The sequence below is a fragment of the Polaromonas sp. genome, from assembly GCF_036676035.1.
In the GTDB taxonomy this organism is placed as follows: domain Bacteria; phylum Pseudomonadota; class Gammaproteobacteria; order Burkholderiales; family Burkholderiaceae_C; genus Polaromonas.
In genome coordinates this window covers 39,507-54,332 of sequence record NZ_JAKFDR010000059.1, presented here as the reverse complement: position 1 = coordinate 54,332, position 14,826 = coordinate 39,507, and the positions used below count along the sequence as shown (strand labels likewise).

Sequence of the window (14,826 nt, the reverse complement as noted above, 5' to 3'; positions counted from 1 at the left end):
AAGGCGACCCTACTGTCTGCGACCCTTCGCTGCGCTACGGGCACCCTGCGGTGCTCGCTTCAGGCGGGGTCCGCGCAAACTCGCTGCGCTCAAACACGCGCGGCCCTTGATCCGCCTGAAGCTCCGCTCCTCAGCGCATACAGAAGGGGGTGGGAGGAATACCAACAGCCAAATTCTGCAGAACGCGCTTTGCGCGTTCTGCTCCCCGATTCCGATTTCTTTTGCTCCCAACCCGTCCTGGCTGGGCTGAGCAGCACAGGAGGGGACGGATAAAAAATTTTAGATGTCCGAAGGCGGCGAAGCCGACAAGTTTCTAAAATTTCCGTCCGCTCCGAGCAGCGCAAGGTGCCCGGAGCGCAGCGTAGGGACCCAGACTGCGGGTCGCCTTTCTTTTGGGTACTTTTCTTTGGCGAAGCAAAGAACAAGTGCCTCGCCCGCCGGGGCGAGACCCGGCCTGGTCGTGAAGAAAGATTGCTATCAATTAAATAGCTTCCTTCGCCCGAGTTTATTGGACTACAGGCAAAAAACACTCAACGCGGCTTGTAAGCCACCACATCAATCTCAACCCGCGCATCCACCATCAGCCGCGCCTCGGTGGTCGAGCGGGCCGGCTTTTTGTCGCCGAAGTAGCTCATGTAGACCCGGTTGAAGCTGCCGAAGTCGCGTGCGTCCTGCAGCCACACCGTGGTTTTGCAGACGTCGTCCAGCGTGCAGCCGGCCAGCGCCAGCGCGGCGGAGAGGTTTTTCATGACCTGGCGCGTCTGCACTTCAATGCCGCCCTGCACGATTTCGCCTTTTTCGTCGCCCGGCACCTGGCCCGACACATAGACAAAGTCGCCAGCGCGTACGGCGGGCGAAAACGGTCGGGGCTGGTGGTCAGAGGCGATGGGGGGGTTGCCAAAGTATTCGAGTGCGGACATTGCGGAAAGCTCCTTGTGAGGTGAACAGTAAACGAAGGGCGGAAAACACCAGACTGGTGCGCAGGACGGTGCGCTGCGCCCCAAGCCTATGCAGCTTAAATCAAAAACTGAAATATATTTTCATATTTATTGGTTTAACCTAGGGTTTTCACCAATTTTTTCTGAATTATTGCTGGCATATTCTTTGCAAATTGAAAAATACTTTCATTTTTAAGGAGATCAGCATGCTGCAAAAACTCTGGATCAGCCGTCGCAAGGCGGTCGCTTTGGCGCTGGTGGTGGGTGGTACGGCTCTGTTGCCTATGGGTGCCCAGGCGCAGGCGCTTTCAAAATCGGCCCTCAATCTGGCCATGATTGCCGAGCCGCAAACGCTGGATCCGATGGCGTCCACTGCCGACCTGGTGGGCACCATCATGCAGCATGTGTATGAGCCACTCTATACCTTTGACGCCAACTGGAAAATGGTGCCCATGCTGGCCGAGAGCCTGCCCAAGGTGTCGGCCGACGGCAAGCGCTACAGCATCACGCTGCGCAAGGGCGTGCAGTTGCACAGTGGCCGCGAACTCAATGCCGACGACGTGGTGGCCAGCCTCAAACGCTGGATGGAAGTGTCGCCGCGCGGCAAGGCACTGTCCAAAGAGGTTGCCGACCTGTCCGTCAATGGCAGCCATGGCGTCGAGATCACGCTGAAAGCCCCATATGCCCCCCTGTTGCCACAGCTGGCACTGCCCTCCGGCATGGCCGCCATCATGGCCAAGGAGTCGATCGCCACGCCGCTGAAGGAATACGTCGGCACCGGCCCCTACAAATTCAAGGAGCGCCGTCCCGACCAGTATGTGCTGCTCACGCGCTTTGACCAGTACAGCGCGCGCAAGGAGGCGCCCAGTGGCTACGGCGGCAAGAAAACCGCCATTGCCGATGAGCTGCGTTTCATCCCCGTGCCCAACGCCAACACGCGTGTGGAGGGCTCACTGGCCGGGCAATACCACTTTGCCGACCTGCTGCCTACGGAGGCACTGAACCGCCTTGAGAAATCCGGCGGCAAGACCGTTCCCATCCTGACGCAGTCTTTCGGTTTTCCTTACTTCGTTTTCAACACCAAGGAAGGCGTGATGGCCTCCCAGCCCGTGCGCAAGGCGGTGCAAACCAGTTTTGGCGTGGGTGAAATGTTGGCCGCCGGCTTTGGCGACACGCGTTTCTTTGTGGCCGAGCCCAACCATTTTCCCAAAGGCACGCCTTTCTATTCAGCCGCCGGCTCGGCCAGCTACAACGAGCGTGATGCGGCCAAGGCCAAAGGCCAGGCCGCCCAGGCCGGCTACAAGGGCGAAACCATCCGCATCCTGACCAGCCGCCAGTACGACTTTCACTACAACATGGCGCTGATCATGGCCGAGCAGCTCAAGCGCGCCGGCTTCAAGGCCGAGCTGAACGTGGTGGACTGGGCCACGCTGGTGCAGCGCCGCAACGACTCCAGGCTCTGGGATATTTACATCACCCATTCGGGCCAGTTCCCCGAGCCCATGCTGTCGCCGCCGCAACTGGGCGAAGGCGCCCCGGGCTGGTGGAGCTCCCCGGCCAAGCAGGCCGCGCTGACCGCACTGAACCAGGAAACCAACCCCGCCAAGCGCGGCGCCTTGTGGGGTGCCGTGCAGCAGGTGGTGTACGACGAAGTGCCTTACATCAACGTCGGCAAGTTCAACAGCCTGTCGGCCAGGTCACCGGCGCTGCAAGGCTATGTGCCTGCCACCTGGCCCTTCTTCTGGAACACGGGTCTGAAAAATTGAGCCCCCACGCTTGTCGCTTCGCGTACTGCGCTGCCCCCCGAGGGGGCCGCCCGCCTGCGGCCCGGCAGAGCCGGTTCCGCGGCTTGACTGGCTTTTGCTTCGCTTCGTTTTGGGCCGGGTTTAGTGATGTTGACGGGGACGCCTTCGAATGGATAAAAAGATTTCACCCCTTTTGGATAGAACAAGGTTATGACCCGATATTTGTTGTCGCGCCTGATGGGCATGGTGGTGGTCATGGCGCTGGTGGCGGTCCTCGTGTTTGTGCTCACGCGCGCCGCCTCGGGTGACCCCGTCACGGTGCTGCTGGGCGACCAGGCCACGGCCGAAGACATTGTGCGCGTGCAAAAAGAGTATGGCCTGGACAAGCCGCTGCCGGTGCAGTTTGGCTACTGGCTCAAGGAGTTGTCGCAGGGCAATCTAGGCCAGTCCATCTTTTTGCAGCGCCCGGTCACGCAGGCGCTGTGGGAGCGGGCCGAACCCACGACCCTGCTGGCGCTGCTGTCCCTCTTCATCGCCGCGGCGATTGGTGTGCCTTGCGGCATTGTCTCGGCGGTCTTTCGCGGCAAGTTCATCGACCAGCTGCTCACCGGCTTTGCCATGCTGGGTGCCAGCATTCCCAGCTTCTGGTTCGGCCTGGTGCTGATGCAGATTTTTGCGGTGTCCATGGGCTGGTTTCCGGTGTCCGGCTACGGCGACCCGGGTGCCAGCTTGATGGCGCGCATCCACTACCTGGTGCTGCCTTCGGTGGTGCTGGGCGTGCTCAACTCCGCGCTGATCATCCGGTTCACGCGCGCTTCCATGCTCGACGTGCTGGGTGAAGACTATGTGCGCACGGCCCGTGCCAAGGGCCTGTCTGAAAAAGTCGTCGTGCTCAAGCATGCGCTGCGCAACGCGCTGGTGCCCATCGTCACGGTGTTGGGCCTGACCGTGGCGCTGCTGATCGGCGGCGCGGTGGTGACCGAAACCGTGTTTGGCCTGCCGGGTGTCGGCAACCTGGTGGTGAGCGCCGTGCTGCGGCGCGATTACCCGGTGATTCAGGGCGCCCTGCTGGTCGTTTCCATGATTTATGTGGTGATCAATTTCCTGACCGACCTGCTTTATATGGTGGTCGATCCCCGGGTCAAGTACTGACTGATGGATTGACTGACGTACTGATCGACTTGCTGTATGAAAATCCCGCTGACCCTCAAGAAACTGTTCCGGCGCCGCATTGTGCTGGCTGCCGGCATCTGCCTGCTGATCGTGGTGCTGATCGCCTTGCTGGCCAATGTGATCACCGGCTACGACCCCAATGAAACCGCAGTGCGCGAGCGCCTGTCGGTTCCCACGGCCAGTCATCTGATGGGCACCGACGAACTGGGGCGTGACCTGTTTGCGCGCATTGCCTTCGGCGGCCGCTATTCACTGACCATTGCTGCCTTGACGGCCATCGGCGCCATTGTGCTGGGCACGCTGTTTGGCTTGGTGGCGGGTTTTTTCCGCCGGCTCGATGCGCCCATCATGCGCGTGGTGGACGCCATGATGTCTTTGCCCGACATCCTGCTGGCCATTGCCCTGGTGGCCATTTTGGGTCCCTCCATGCTCAATGTGGTGCTGGCGCTGGTGCTGGTGTACTCGCCGCGCGTGGCCCGCGTGGTGCGCGCCTCCACCCTGGTGGTGCGTGAGCTGCTGTTTGTCGAAGCGGCGCGGGCCGTGGGCGTGTCGACCGCCGGCATCTTGTGGCGCCACATCCTGCCCAACCTGATGTCGCCCATTCTGGTGCAGGCCTCCTTCATCTTTGCCTATGCCATTTTGGCGGAGGCCGCCCTGTCCTTTCTGGGCGTGGGCGTTCCGCCCGAAATCCCGACCTGGGGCACCATGGTGGCCGGCAGCCAGCAGTATGCGCACGAAGCGCTCTGGATTGTTTTGTTTCCCGGCCTGGCCATCATCCTGACCGCGCTGTCATTGCAGTTGTTGGGCGATGGCGTGCGCGACCTGCTGGATCCGCGGCTCAAGAAGTCGCTGTAAGAAATCAGAGGCCAGACCCCATGAATTCGCCCATCACTTCTTCCATTCCTCCGCGGCTCGATGTCCGCCATCTGAGCACGTTTTTTGACACCGATGAAGGCCTGATCCGCTCGGTGGCTGATGTGAGCTTCAGCATCCGTCCCGGCAAGACCACGGCGCTGGTGGGCGAGTCCGGATCGGGAAAATCGGTGACCAGCCTGACCTTGATGCGCCTGCTGTCACGCACCGCCGCCACGCAGGTCAGCGGCCAGGCGCTGTTTACCAACCGCGCCGGCGAAACGCTGGACCTGCTGGCCCTGCCCGAGCCGGCCATGCGCCGTATCCGCGGCAATGAAATCGCCATGATCTTCCAGGAGCCCATGACCAGCCTGAACCCGGTCTTTACGGTGGGCGAGCAGATTGCCGAGTCGGTGCGCCTGCACATGGGGCTGGACCGCAGCGCCGCGCTGGCCCATGCGCTGCGCATGCTGGAACTGGTGGAGATTCCGGCTGCCGCGCAGCGCCTGCACGAGTACCCGCACCAGCTGTCGGGCGGCATGCGCCAGCGCGTGATGATTGCGCTGGCCATGGCCTGCAACCCGACGCTGCTGATTGCCGACGAGCCGACCACGGCGCTGGATGTGACCATCCAGGCGCAGATCCTGGAGCTGATGCGCCGCCTGCAGGCCGAGACCGGCATGAGCATTTTGTTCATCACGCACAACCTCGGCGTGGTGGCCCACCATGCCGACGACGTGGCGGTGATGTATGCGGGCCGCATTGTCGAGTCGGCGCCGGTGCGCGAGCTGTTTGCATTGCCGCGCCATCCCTACACGCAGGGCCTGCTGGCCTGCCTGCCGGCGCAGCAGCGCAAGCGTGAACTGGCCGCCGGTGAGGTGGGTGCCAAGCGCCGCTTGTACGCCATTCGGGGCCAGGTCTCCAGCCCGCTCGCGCCGCCGCCCGGCTGTGCGTTCGAGCCCCGCTGCGACCATGCCCTGGCGGCCTGCCGCGAGGCCATGCCGGCGCTGGAAAGTGCCGGCCTGCACCGCAGCGCACGCTGCATTCGGGTCCGCGAGACCGCAATTGTTCCAACTGTTGCTGTGGAGACCCCATGAGCGCCCCGTTGATCGAAGTCAAAAGCCTGCACCGCTATTTCGGTGCGTCGGCCAAACCCGTGCGCGCGGTGGACGACGTGTCCTTCACGATCCAGCCCGGCGAAACGCTGGGGCTGGTCGGTGAATCCGGGTCCGGCAAAAGCACCATAGGCCGCACCTTGCTGCGCCTGATCGAGAGCACGTCGGGTCAGGTGCTGTATCGGGGCGAAGACCTCGGGGCCGCCTCCAGCAGCCGCATGCGCACGCTGCGCAGCAAGTTGCAGATGATTTTTCAGGACCCCTACGCCAGCCTGAACCCCAAGATGCGCGTCAAGGACATCCTCGGGGAAGCGCTGCAGGTGCATGGCTTGGCCAAAGGCAAGGCGGCGCGCGAACAGCGGATTGCCGAGTTGCTGGCCCTGGTCGGCCTGCGCGCGGAACACGCCGATCGTTACCCGCATGAGTTCTCCGGCGGCCAGCGCCAGCGTATTGGCGTGGCGCGCGCCTTGGCGGTCGAGCCCGAATTCATCGTGGCCGACGAGCCCCTGTCTGCGCTGGACGTGTCCATCCAGGCGCAGGTGGTCAACCTGCTGTGCGACCTGCGCGACCGCCTGTCGCTGACCATGCTGTTCATCTCGCATGACCTGGACGTGGTGGAGTACCTGTGCGACCGCGTGGTGGTGCTGTACCTGGGCCGCGTGATGGAAGTGGCGCCCACCGCCGAGCTGTTTGCGCGGCCTTTGCATCCCTACACCCAGGCACTGCTGGCCGCCTCGCCCAAGCCCGACCCCGAGCAAACAAGCGAACGCATTGCGCTCAAGGGCGACATTCCCAGCCCTGTGAATCCGCCTTCGGGCTGCGTGTTTCGCACCCGCTGCCCGCACGCGATCGAGGCTTGCGCCAGCACCCGTCCCGAGTTGCGGGACATGGGGCAGGGCCGCTTCAAGGCCTGCATCCGCGATGACATCGCAACGATATCGCTTCATGCGGCGGCCTGATAATTGAAAGCTCATCCCATGACCACTTTGCAAGACATTCTCGACCCGCAGATCGACCGCTCCTTCAAGGGCTTTCCGCACACCAGCGGGCCGCTGCGCCGCTCGCAAATTGCCGCCCAGCGCTGGCGCGTGCTGGACGGCGATTTGCCGCTGCCCGTGGCGCTGGTCAAGCAGCAGGCCCTGCAGCACAACCTGTCGTGGATGCAGCGCTTCGCGACCGATCAGGGCCTTGACATGGCGCCGCACGGCAAAACCACCATGTCGCCGCAGCTGCTCAAGCGCCAGCTCGATGAAGGGGCCTGGGGCCTGACTTTTGCCACCGTGGCCCAGGTGCGCGCCGGTGTGTCGGTGGGCGCGCGCCGCTGCATGATTGCCAACCAGGTCTTCACCGCGGTGGACCTGGCCGGCATTGCGGACATGCAGCGCGAGTACACCGGTCTGCGCGTCGCGTTCCTGGTGGACTCGCCTGCGCAACTGGCCTTGATTGAAGCCTGGTATTTGTCAGAAAAAGATGCGCAGAAAGATGCCCAACCAGATGCCCAGTCAGCCCTGCGGCCTTTTGAGGTGTTGCTGGAAATCGGCGTGGAGGGCGGCCGCACCGGTTGCCGCAGCCAGCACGATGCCCTGACTTTGGCCAAGCTCATCAAGGACAGCCCGGCCTGCCGCCTGGTCGGCATCGAGTGCTATGAAGGCTTGGGCGCCACCGGGCAATCCGCGGCGGACGAGGCGTATGCCGCGGCGCTGATGCAGCGTGTTGGCGACATTGCCGTCGCCTGTGACCAGCAGCATTTTTTCGACAATGAGGAAGTGCTGGTCACCGCCGGCGGCTCGGCGATTTTTGACCTGGTGGCGAGTCGGCTCAAGCCCGAACTCTCGCTGCCGGTGCGCGGCCTGCTGCGCTCAGGCTGCTACGTGACGCACGACCACGGTTTTTATAAACGCATGGTCAGCGCCGTCAATTCACGCCTGCGCTGCAGCGACGGCCTGCAGGCCGCGATGGAGGTCTGGGCTGCAGTGCAGTCCTGCCCCGAGCCGGGCCTGGTGATTCTTGCTGTGGGCAAACGCGACATTTCCTATGATCTTGACCTGCCTGTCCCGCTGGCTTTTTGCCAGCCCGGCGGCGCTGTCGTTACTGATGCGCCGGCCGACTGGAAGGTCAGCGGCCTGAACGATCAGCATGCCTATTTGCGCGGCACCGGCCCCGAGCACGCAGCGCTCAAAGTGGGCGACCTGGTGGCGCTGGGCATTTCACACCCCTGCACCACGTTTGATAAATGGCGCTGGATGCCGGTGGTGGATGAAAACTACACCGTTTGCGATGCGCTCGTGACCTGTTTTTAAAGATGCCATGACCTCCAAAGTTCTTGCCAAAATTGCCGAAGCCATCGCGAGCGCGCCGACGTCCAGGCGCAGCGTGCTGGCGCTGATCCTGCAGGACCCCCAGCGTGTGCTGGATGAGAGTTTTGAGCAGTTGGCGCAGCGGGCGGGCAGCTCGGTGCCCACTGTCATGCGCACCTGCCGCGATCTGGGCTACCCCGGACTGCGCGAGTTCAAGCTGGCGCTGGCGCAGGAAATGGCCGTCAGCGGTTCGCCCCTGCATCGCCGGGTGCAACTCCATGACGACACCAAGGAAGTCATCTCCAAAGTCATCAAGGGGGCGACCACCGCGGTCAGCGGTGTGCAGGCCCAACTCAGCGTGGCGGCGGTGGAAGCGGCGGCCGACGCCATTGTTCGAGCCAGCCGCGTGGACTGCTACAGCGTGGGCGTGACCTCCAGCTTCATGGCCTCCGACATGCAGGCCCGGTTGTTCCGGCTGGGGCTGGTGTCCAATGCTTATCTGGACATTCATTTGCAGCTGGTCTCCGCGGCCACCATGGGCCCCCAGGGCGTGGTGTTTGCCATTTCGCATGTGGGCGGCATGCCGTCTCTGCTCGAGGCGGTGGACGTGGCCCGCTCGCAAGGCGCCACGGTGATTGCCTTGACCCAGCAGGGGACCGCCCTGGCCGAGCGCGCCGACATTGTGCTGGGCATTCATGTCCCGGAAGATCCGGTCATGCATGTGGGCACCGAGGCCTACCTGGTGCACCTCACGGTGATTGAAATCGTCACGGTGCTGGTGGCCCAGCGCCTGGGCGATCTGGCCGTCAAGCGTTTGGGCGGCGTGCGCGACGTGCTCAGCACGCGCGGTGTGGACATGCGGCACTACCCCAAGCTCGATTGGGACACGGTCGCTGCGGTCCATGAAAGCAAACTCAAATGACGCGTGCTACCTTGCTTGAGAACGGGTTGGTGATTGATGGCACCGGTGCCGGCGGTTGGGCCGGCGATGTCCTGCTGCTGGCGGGCCGCATTGCGGCGGTGGGCAAGGATGTGCGCCACCAGTTACCCGAAGGCCTGAAACTGGAAGAGCTGAACTGCGTGGATTGCACCGGCCTGGTCATTGCGCCCGGCTTCATCGATGTGCACACGCACGACGATGCGATCGTGCTCAAGCAGCCCGACATGCTGCCCAAGGTGTCCCAAGGCATCACCACCGTGATCACCGGCAACTGCGGCATTTCGCTGCTGCCTTTTGTGGTGGACAAGCCCGAGCCGCCGCTCAATTTGCTGGGTAACGATTCATTCCGCTTTGACTCGGTGGCCAGTTATGAGCGCGCGCTGGCCGCCGCGCAGCCGGCGGTCAATGTGGCGATGCTGATCGGCCACACCACCCTGCGCTTTGCCTGTGTGGGCGACCTGACCCGCGCGGCCAGCGCCAGCGAGCTCGACGCCATGTGTGCGCTGCTCACGCAGTGCATGGAAGGCGGTGCGGCCGGCATGTCGTCGGGCCTTTTTTACGAACCGGCTTTTGCCGCCCCGGCGGACGAGGTGGTGCGCCTGGCCCAGGTGGTCTCGCGCTTTGGCGGCGTCTACAGCACCCATTTGCGCGACGAGATGGCCACCATCGTGGAGGCCCTGCACGAGGCGGGCGACACGGCGTTCAGCGCCGGTGTTCCGCTCATCGTGTCGCACCACAAATGCGCCGGCCCCGCCAACTGGGGCCGTACCCTGCAAACCCTGCCGCTGATTGAATTGCTCGCCAGCCGCCAGCCTGTGGGCATGGATGTCTATCCCTACCTGGCCGGTTCCACCGTGCTGCGCGAAGACTTGGTGGATGGCGTGATCGACGTGCTCGTGAGCTGGTCCACGCCCTATCCTGAAATGACGGGCCGCACACTGGCCTCCATCGCGGCCGAGTGGGGCGTTGACCAGAAGACGGTATGCCGTCGCCTGCAGCCCGGTGGGGCCTGCTATTTCCAGATGCACGAGGACGACGTGAGACGCGTCATTGCCCACCCCTTGACCATGATCGGCTCGGACGGCTTGCCGCATGACCAGCATCCGCATCCGCGGCTGTGGGGCGCGTTTCCGCGCGTGCTGGCGCGCTACTGGCGCGAGCAGCAACTCTTCTCGCTGGAAACGGCCATCTACAAGATGACCGGCCTGTCGGCCCGCAATTTCCGGCTGCACCAGCGCGGGCAACTGCAGCCCGGCTGGCACGCCGACGTGGTGGTGCTGGACCCGACCAGGGTGCGGGATGTCGCCACCTACGAGGACCCGATCGCCCTGTCCGAAGGCATTGAGAAGGTCTTCGTCAATGGCGAACTGGCCTATGTGGCCGGCAACGCTGATGCGGCAAATGCCAAGGTGCAAGCCCGCGCCGGCCGCCTGTTGAAGCGCCATACGACGCAACCCTGAACCCTGCACGCAATAAAGGGCTCCCCACCCCAGCCAGGGCCGCGGAACCGGCTTAGCCGGGCCGCAGGCGCAGCGCCCCCTCGGGGGGCAGCGAACCACACGAAGTGGGGAGCGTGGGGGCTGTATCTTTCCAGCCAGGGCCGCGGAACCGGCTTAGCCGGGCCGCAGGCGCAGCGCCCCCTCGGGGGGCAGCACATTACACGAAGTGGGGAGCGTGGGGGCGGTATCTTTCCAGCCAGGGCCGCGGAGCCGGCTTAGCCGGGCCGCAGGCGCAGCGCCCCCTCGGGGGGCAGCGCATTACACGAAGTGAAAAGCGTGGGGGCCCTTAGTCAAGCTTGTCCAGCGTTTCAGGGTCAGGCACATCGCCAGTCGCCTGGCGGGTCTGCGCCGCCTGGCCTTTGATCCACTCGCAAAATGCGAGCACCTCGGGCCGCGCCACATTGCGCGGGCCGATGATCAGCCAGTAAGCCATGGGCGACTCCAGGCGCAGTTGCGGCAAAGGCTCCACCAGATCGCCTGAGGCCAGGCTTTCGGCAATCAGCGGCAGGCGCGCCAGCGCCACGCCCTGGCCCGTCAGCGCTGCCTGCACCATCTGGTAGGCGTAGTTGAAGTAAAGCCAGCGTTTGGGTTCCAGTTTGGGCGCGGCATGCTGGTCAAGCCAGCGGCGCCAGGTCAGCCATTCGAGGTGGGTGTGATGGGCATCGCCCGCTTCGATCAGTGTGAACTGCGTCAGGTCCTCCGGCTTTTTCAGGCGCGGGCCGCTTTTAAGCAGCCAGGGGCTGATCACCGGGGTGATTTGCTCGCCGAACAGGCGTATCGCGTGCGGCGGGATGTGGGTCGCCGGGGCATAGCGCAAGGCCAGGTCCAGGTCCGAAACATCCAGGTCAACGGACACATCTGACGCATCAATCCGGATATCGATGTCGGGGTTGTCCCGCTGGAAAACCTCCAGCCGGGGAATCAGCCACATCGATGCAAGCGACGCAAAGGTGGTGAGCGAAACGCTTTTGCGCCCGGAGCTCTGGCGGATCTGCCGCACGGCGCTGTCGATGCGCTCCAGCGAGGGCGTCACCGCGCGCAGCAGCACGCCGCCGGCATTGGTGAGCTCCACCGCCCGGGTGTGGCGCAGGAACAGGCTCACGCCCACCTCTTCCTCGAGCGCCTGGATTTGCCGGCTCACGGCCGATTGCGTCAGGGCCAGCTCTTCGGAGGCGGCGCGAAAGTTCAGGTGGCGGGCGACCGCTTCGAAGGCGCGTAGCTGGCCGGCGGAAATGGGCCGGGAGCGCAGATGGGTTTGTGAATGCAGCATGACAGTCGGTTACATGATTAATGCGTTTATGGAATCAATAGCTTAGCCCGAATTCATTGGACTGAAAAGTGTCCGGACGCGATCATTCATGCACCAAACGTCTTTTAAGGAGCACACCATGAACCACCCAATCGATCACTCTCTGCAGCAAGCCCCTGACGCCACCATCGGCCAGGTCGAAGGTTTGGCGGGTTGCTGGAAGCTGGGCGCGGGCCGTGCGCTGACCTTGCAGGTCCGGCACGCCGGTGTGTTGCGTATTGCCCACGGGCGGGTATGGGCCACGTTTGACCACGCCGAGCAGGACAGCAGTGTACGCGCCGGCGATCATTTCCTGAGCCGCGGCGAAAGCCTGTCCTTGCAGCCCGGCGAGAGCCTGGTGATGGAGTCCTTCGGCATTGGCCATGCGTCATCGGCCTACTTCAGCTGGGAGCCGGCGCGGGCGGCCAGTCCCGTGCCCGTTTCGCGCGCCGCTGTGGCCCAGCCGCTGGTGGACTTGCGCCTGGCCTCGGGTCTGGCCGCCAGGGCGATGGGCCGCCTGGGCCGCGCGCTGGCCGGCGGCGTACTGCGGTTGGCGGGTCGGGCCGTGGAGCCGGTAGCGACCGGTCTTGCTATCAGTTTTGTAGCTGTCCGCGCACGTTGCACTTCGCCTGAGCGTACTTTCAGTGCGCAGACTTGCGAACGCTGAGCACTTGTTCCCGGGTGTCCGGGCTGATTCAACGGTAGATTTTGGAGCACATCATGGCCTCACTGAACACCTTGCCTTCGCAGGATTTGTTGCCGTCTTCTCTGGGCAAACGCCTTTTCCCCGGCCGCTGGAAGCTGGGGACCGGCCGGGCCCTGACCTTGCAGGCGCGCGAGAGCGGTGTCCTGCGTGTCGAGCAGGGGCAGGTCTGGGTCACGTTCGACGCGCCGCATCACGGCCTGGTGGACGACCTGGGCGACCACTTCTTGCGCAGCGGACAGGAGGTGGCCTTGCCTGCGGGCAAGCGCCTGGTGATGGAGTCGTGGAGCAGCGAGTCGGGGAGCGATGTGCCGGCCTGTTCGCCGGTTTATTTCAGCTGGACCCCGCAGTCCACGCGGCCCACGCAAGCGGCAGCACCGGCCAAAACCACGCGCGGGCAGGCGGCGGTGGTGCAGCCTTTGCGCGAGTTGTGCCTGGCGCTGGGTGTGGCCACGCTGGCCTTGGGCCGGTTGCTGGTCGGCATTGCCGGCTATGCCGAGTACCTGGTGGCCGGTCGCGGCCGGGTGCTGCCGCCGCTGGAATCTAACCCGCCTTGAAGCGTTTTGGGGCAGGTTTTGAGGAGGATTTGACACTAGCCACGTGCGCAGCGCAGGGCTGCCCCAAGCAAGCACAGCCCCCGAGGGGCTGACGTCCGCGGCTCCAAACCTGCCTGCGCAGGCTTGGACGGACGGGAAGAGCCGCTGCGTCTCGCGGCGGCACGTCCAGAGAGTTACACGCAAGTGAGCGAACGTGGGGGCCTAGCGTTTTCGCGCTTTCAGGGCGCAGTCCAGCGCCAGCCGCGCCCAGGGGGCCATCAGCTCGGGCGACTCCATCGTGTCTTCGGGCGCGCTGTAGTGGTTCATGCTTTTGGCCACCTTCACGCCGTCTTTGGTGACGCTATAGACAAAGCGCTCGCAGCCGGCGGCTTCAAACAGGTGGCGGGTGTCCTGGTCGGCCTTGAGCCACAGCTTTTCACCCTGGCCCAGGTCGGCAACCAGGGCAATGCTCAGGCCGCCCGTGCTGATGCCAAAGCCGCCAAACATGCGCCGCGCCGTGCAGGGCCCCACACTGGAGAGCAGTTCACAGCAGTAATTGGCAAACGACAGATCAGGGCGCATGCCGCACTGTAGCGCAGTGCGCGGTCCCTGGGGCGGGTGAATGCCGGAGTTGGGCAAGGGCATAATCTGTTTTACTATTCGTAATAAGTTACGCATAGTAAAATTCAAGCCTCCCACGAAAGAAGCCCCCCTATGTCCAAAGCCTTCGCCAGCCAGGCCGATCTGGTCGACAAAAAAATCACGTTTGAGCAGCTCAGCGCCCACTGCTGGGCCTACACCGCCGAGGGCGACCCCAACTCCGGCGTCATCATTGGCGACCAATTCATCATGGTCAGCGACGCCACCGCCACACCGGCCATGGCGCAAGACCTGATTGCGCGCATCCGCACGGTGAGCGACAAGCCCATCAAATACGTGCTGCTCACGCATTACCACGCCGTGCGCGTGCTGGGCGCCAGCGCCTATGCGGCCGAAGGCGCGACCGAGATCATCGCCAGCCAGGGCACTTACGAGCTGATCGTCGAGCGCGGTGCGCAGGACATGCAAAGCGAGATGGAGCGTTTTCCGCGCCTGTTTCGCAACGCCGAGAGCGTGCCCGGCCTGACCTGGCCGACGATGGTGATTGCCGGCGGCAACCCCGTCAAGGGCGAGGTGCCCGGCAAGCTGGTGGTCGATCTCGGCGGCGTGAAGGTGCAGATCTGGCACCCGGGCCCGGGCCACACGCGCGGCGACACGATTGCCTGGGTGGAAGCCGAAAAAGTGCTGTTCTCGGGCGACCTGGTGGAGTATGAAGCCGGCGTTTACACCGGCGACGCCCAGCTCGAAGAGTGGCCTGCTACCCTCGAAGCCCTGCGCGCGCTGAAGGCCGAAGCCATCGTGCCCGGCCGCGGCGAGGCCATGAAGGGCGCCGCCGAGGTGAACAAGGCGCTGGACTACACCAAGCGCTGGGTCGAAATGCTCTACCAGGCCGGCAAGGAAGCCGCCGCCGCCGGCATGGACCTCAAGGCCGCCATGGACCACACCCGCAAAAGCATGGACCCGGTGTTTGGCCATGTGTTCATCTACGAACACTGCCTGCCGTTCGACGTGAGCCGCGCTTACGACGAGGCCAAGGGCATCAAGAACCCGCGCATCTGGACGGCGCAGCGCGACAAGGAAATGTGGGACGCGCTGCAGACTTGAGCCAGTAAACCAGGCGCGGATTCACCCGTTGGCATG

The 14,826-nt window shown here is 64.0% G+C and carries 14 protein-coding genes; 11 read left to right on the top strand and 3 right to left on the bottom strand.

The genetic code is table 11. From position 1 onward, the window contains the following. Positions 1 to 530: 530 nt before the first annotated feature. Positions 531 to 920 (bottom strand): RidA family protein, encoded by a 390-nt coding sequence (locus tag V6M61_RS09765; RefSeq protein WP_332776375.1) that lies wholly within the window; start codon positions 918 to 920, stop codon positions 531 to 533. A 224-nt stretch (positions 921 to 1,144) separates the two neighbouring features. Between V6M61_RS09765 and V6M61_RS09760 the strand changes: the two genes are divergently transcribed. The 8 genes from V6M61_RS09760 to V6M61_RS09725 all read left to right on the top strand — a co-directional run bounded on the left by V6M61_RS09760 (position 1,145) and on the right by V6M61_RS09725 (position 10,520). Then, positions 1,145 to 2,704: an ABC transporter substrate-binding protein gene (locus V6M61_RS09760; protein ID WP_332776374.1), complete on the top strand. Its 1,560-nt coding sequence runs from the start codon at positions 1,145 to 1,147 to the stop codon at positions 2,702 to 2,704. A 189-nt stretch (positions 2,705 to 2,893) separates the two neighbouring features. Then, complete coding sequence (locus V6M61_RS09755) at positions 2,894 to 3,835, top strand: ABC transporter permease (protein ID WP_332776373.1); 942 nt, start codon at positions 2,894 to 2,896, stop codon at positions 3,833 to 3,835. 36 nt (positions 3,836 to 3,871) lie between these two features. After that, complete coding sequence (locus V6M61_RS09750; protein WP_332776372.1) at positions 3,872 to 4,711, top strand: ABC transporter permease; 840 nt, start codon at positions 3,872 to 3,874, stop codon at positions 4,709 to 4,711. A 20-nt stretch (positions 4,712 to 4,731) separates the two neighbouring features. Further along, complete coding sequence (locus tag V6M61_RS09745) at positions 4,732 to 5,805, top strand: ABC transporter ATP-binding protein (RefSeq protein WP_332776371.1); 1,074 nt, start codon at positions 4,732 to 4,734, stop codon at positions 5,803 to 5,805. Beyond that, on the top strand, positions 5,802 to 6,782 hold the full coding sequence (locus V6M61_RS09740; RefSeq protein ID WP_332776370.1) for an ABC transporter ATP-binding protein: 981 nt from the start codon (positions 5,802 to 5,804) through the stop codon (positions 6,780 to 6,782). Before V6M61_RS09745 ends, V6M61_RS09740 begins: the two co-directional genes overlap by 4 nt. An 18-nt stretch (positions 6,783 to 6,800) precedes the next feature. Next, the gene (locus V6M61_RS09735) at positions 6,801 to 8,123 is read left to right on the top strand and encodes an amino acid deaminase (RefSeq protein WP_332776369.1); all 1,323 of its coding nucleotides are present in this window, start codon (positions 6,801 to 6,803) and stop codon (positions 8,121 to 8,123) included. Positions 8,124 to 8,130: 7 nt separating this feature from the next. After that, complete coding sequence (locus V6M61_RS09730; RefSeq protein WP_332776368.1) at positions 8,131 to 9,042, top strand: MurR/RpiR family transcriptional regulator; 912 nt, start codon at positions 8,131 to 8,133, stop codon at positions 9,040 to 9,042. Next, on the top strand, positions 9,039 to 10,520 hold the full coding sequence (locus V6M61_RS09725) for an N-acyl-D-amino-acid deacylase family protein (RefSeq protein WP_332776367.1): 1,482 nt from the start codon (positions 9,039 to 9,041) through the stop codon (positions 10,518 to 10,520). Before V6M61_RS09730 ends, V6M61_RS09725 begins: the two co-directional genes overlap by 4 nt. Positions 10,521 to 10,845: 325 nt before the next feature. Here the strand turns inward: V6M61_RS09725 and V6M61_RS09720 are convergent, their stop codons facing one another. Further along, positions 10,846 to 11,829, bottom strand: coding sequence for a LysR substrate-binding domain-containing protein (locus V6M61_RS09720; protein WP_332776366.1), 984 nt, complete (start codon positions 11,827 to 11,829; stop codon positions 10,846 to 10,848). A gap of 118 nt (positions 11,830 to 11,947) precedes the next feature. Between V6M61_RS09720 and V6M61_RS09715 the strand changes: the two genes are divergently transcribed. Beyond that, on the top strand, positions 11,948 to 12,514 hold the full coding sequence (locus V6M61_RS09715; protein ID WP_332776365.1) for a DUF2917 domain-containing protein: 567 nt from the start codon (positions 11,948 to 11,950) through the stop codon (positions 12,512 to 12,514). A 53-nt stretch (positions 12,515 to 12,567) separates the two neighbouring features. Further along, positions 12,568 to 13,107 carry a DUF2917 domain-containing protein gene (locus V6M61_RS09710; RefSeq protein ID WP_332776364.1) on the top strand — a complete coding sequence of 180 codons (540 nt, stop codon included), beginning with the start codon at positions 12,568 to 12,570 and terminating at the stop codon, positions 13,105 to 13,107. A gap of 201 nt (positions 13,108 to 13,308) precedes the next feature. Here the strand turns inward: V6M61_RS09710 and V6M61_RS09705 are convergent, their stop codons facing one another. Beyond that, positions 13,309 to 13,668, bottom strand: a complete 360-nt coding sequence (locus V6M61_RS09705; RefSeq protein WP_332776363.1) for a TfoX/Sxy family protein — start codon at positions 13,666 to 13,668, stop codon at positions 13,309 to 13,311. Between the two features lie 132 nt (positions 13,669 to 13,800). Here V6M61_RS09705 and V6M61_RS09700 point away from each other — a divergent pair, with 132 nt between their 5' ends. Then, entirely contained in the window at positions 13,801 to 14,790 is a 990-nt protein-coding gene (locus V6M61_RS09700) for an MBL fold metallo-hydrolase (protein WP_332776362.1), read from the top strand. The last annotated feature ends 36 nt before the right edge of the window (positions 14,791 to 14,826 follow it).

What these genes read in the sequence shown, in the direction of transcription:
- V6M61_RS09760 (WP_332776374.1), top strand. Translation starts at nt 1,145, where the DNA reads ATGCTGCAAAAACTCTGGATCAGCCGTCGCAAGGCGGTCGCTTTGGCG.
- V6M61_RS09765 (WP_332776375.1), bottom strand. Translation starts at nt 920, where the DNA reads ATGTCCGCACTCGAATACTTTGGCAACCCCCCCATCGCCTCTGACCAC.
- V6M61_RS09745 (WP_332776371.1), top strand. Translation starts at nt 4,732, where the DNA reads ATGAATTCGCCCATCACTTCTTCCATTCCTCCGCGGCTCGATGTCCGC.
- V6M61_RS09750 (WP_332776372.1), top strand. Translation starts at nt 3,872, where the DNA reads ATGAAAATCCCGCTGACCCTCAAGAAACTGTTCCGGCGCCGCATTGTG.
- V6M61_RS09755 (WP_332776373.1), top strand. Translation starts at nt 2,894, where the DNA reads ATGACCCGATATTTGTTGTCGCGCCTGATGGGCATGGTGGTGGTCATG.
- V6M61_RS09710 (WP_332776364.1), top strand. Translation starts at nt 12,568, where the DNA reads ATGGCCTCACTGAACACCTTGCCTTCGCAGGATTTGTTGCCGTCTTCT.
- V6M61_RS09735 (WP_332776369.1), top strand. Translation starts at nt 6,801, where the DNA reads ATGACCACTTTGCAAGACATTCTCGACCCGCAGATCGACCGCTCCTTC.
- V6M61_RS09740 (WP_332776370.1), top strand. Translation starts at nt 5,802, where the DNA reads ATGAGCGCCCCGTTGATCGAAGTCAAAAGCCTGCACCGCTATTTCGGT.
- V6M61_RS09705 (WP_332776363.1), bottom strand. Translation starts at nt 13,668, where the DNA reads ATGCGCCCTGATCTGTCGTTTGCCAATTACTGCTGTGAACTGCTCTCC.
- V6M61_RS09715 (WP_332776365.1), top strand. Translation starts at nt 11,948, where the DNA reads ATGAACCACCCAATCGATCACTCTCTGCAGCAAGCCCCTGACGCCACC.
- V6M61_RS09720 (WP_332776366.1), bottom strand. Translation starts at nt 11,829, where the DNA reads ATGCTGCATTCACAAACCCATCTGCGCTCCCGGCCCATTTCCGCCGGC.
- V6M61_RS09700 (WP_332776362.1), top strand. Translation starts at nt 13,801, where the DNA reads ATGTCCAAAGCCTTCGCCAGCCAGGCCGATCTGGTCGACAAAAAAATC.
- V6M61_RS09725 (WP_332776367.1), top strand. Translation starts at nt 9,039, where the DNA reads ATGACGCGTGCTACCTTGCTTGAGAACGGGTTGGTGATTGATGGCACC.
- V6M61_RS09730 (WP_332776368.1), top strand. Translation starts at nt 8,131, where the DNA reads ATGACCTCCAAAGTTCTTGCCAAAATTGCCGAAGCCATCGCGAGCGCG.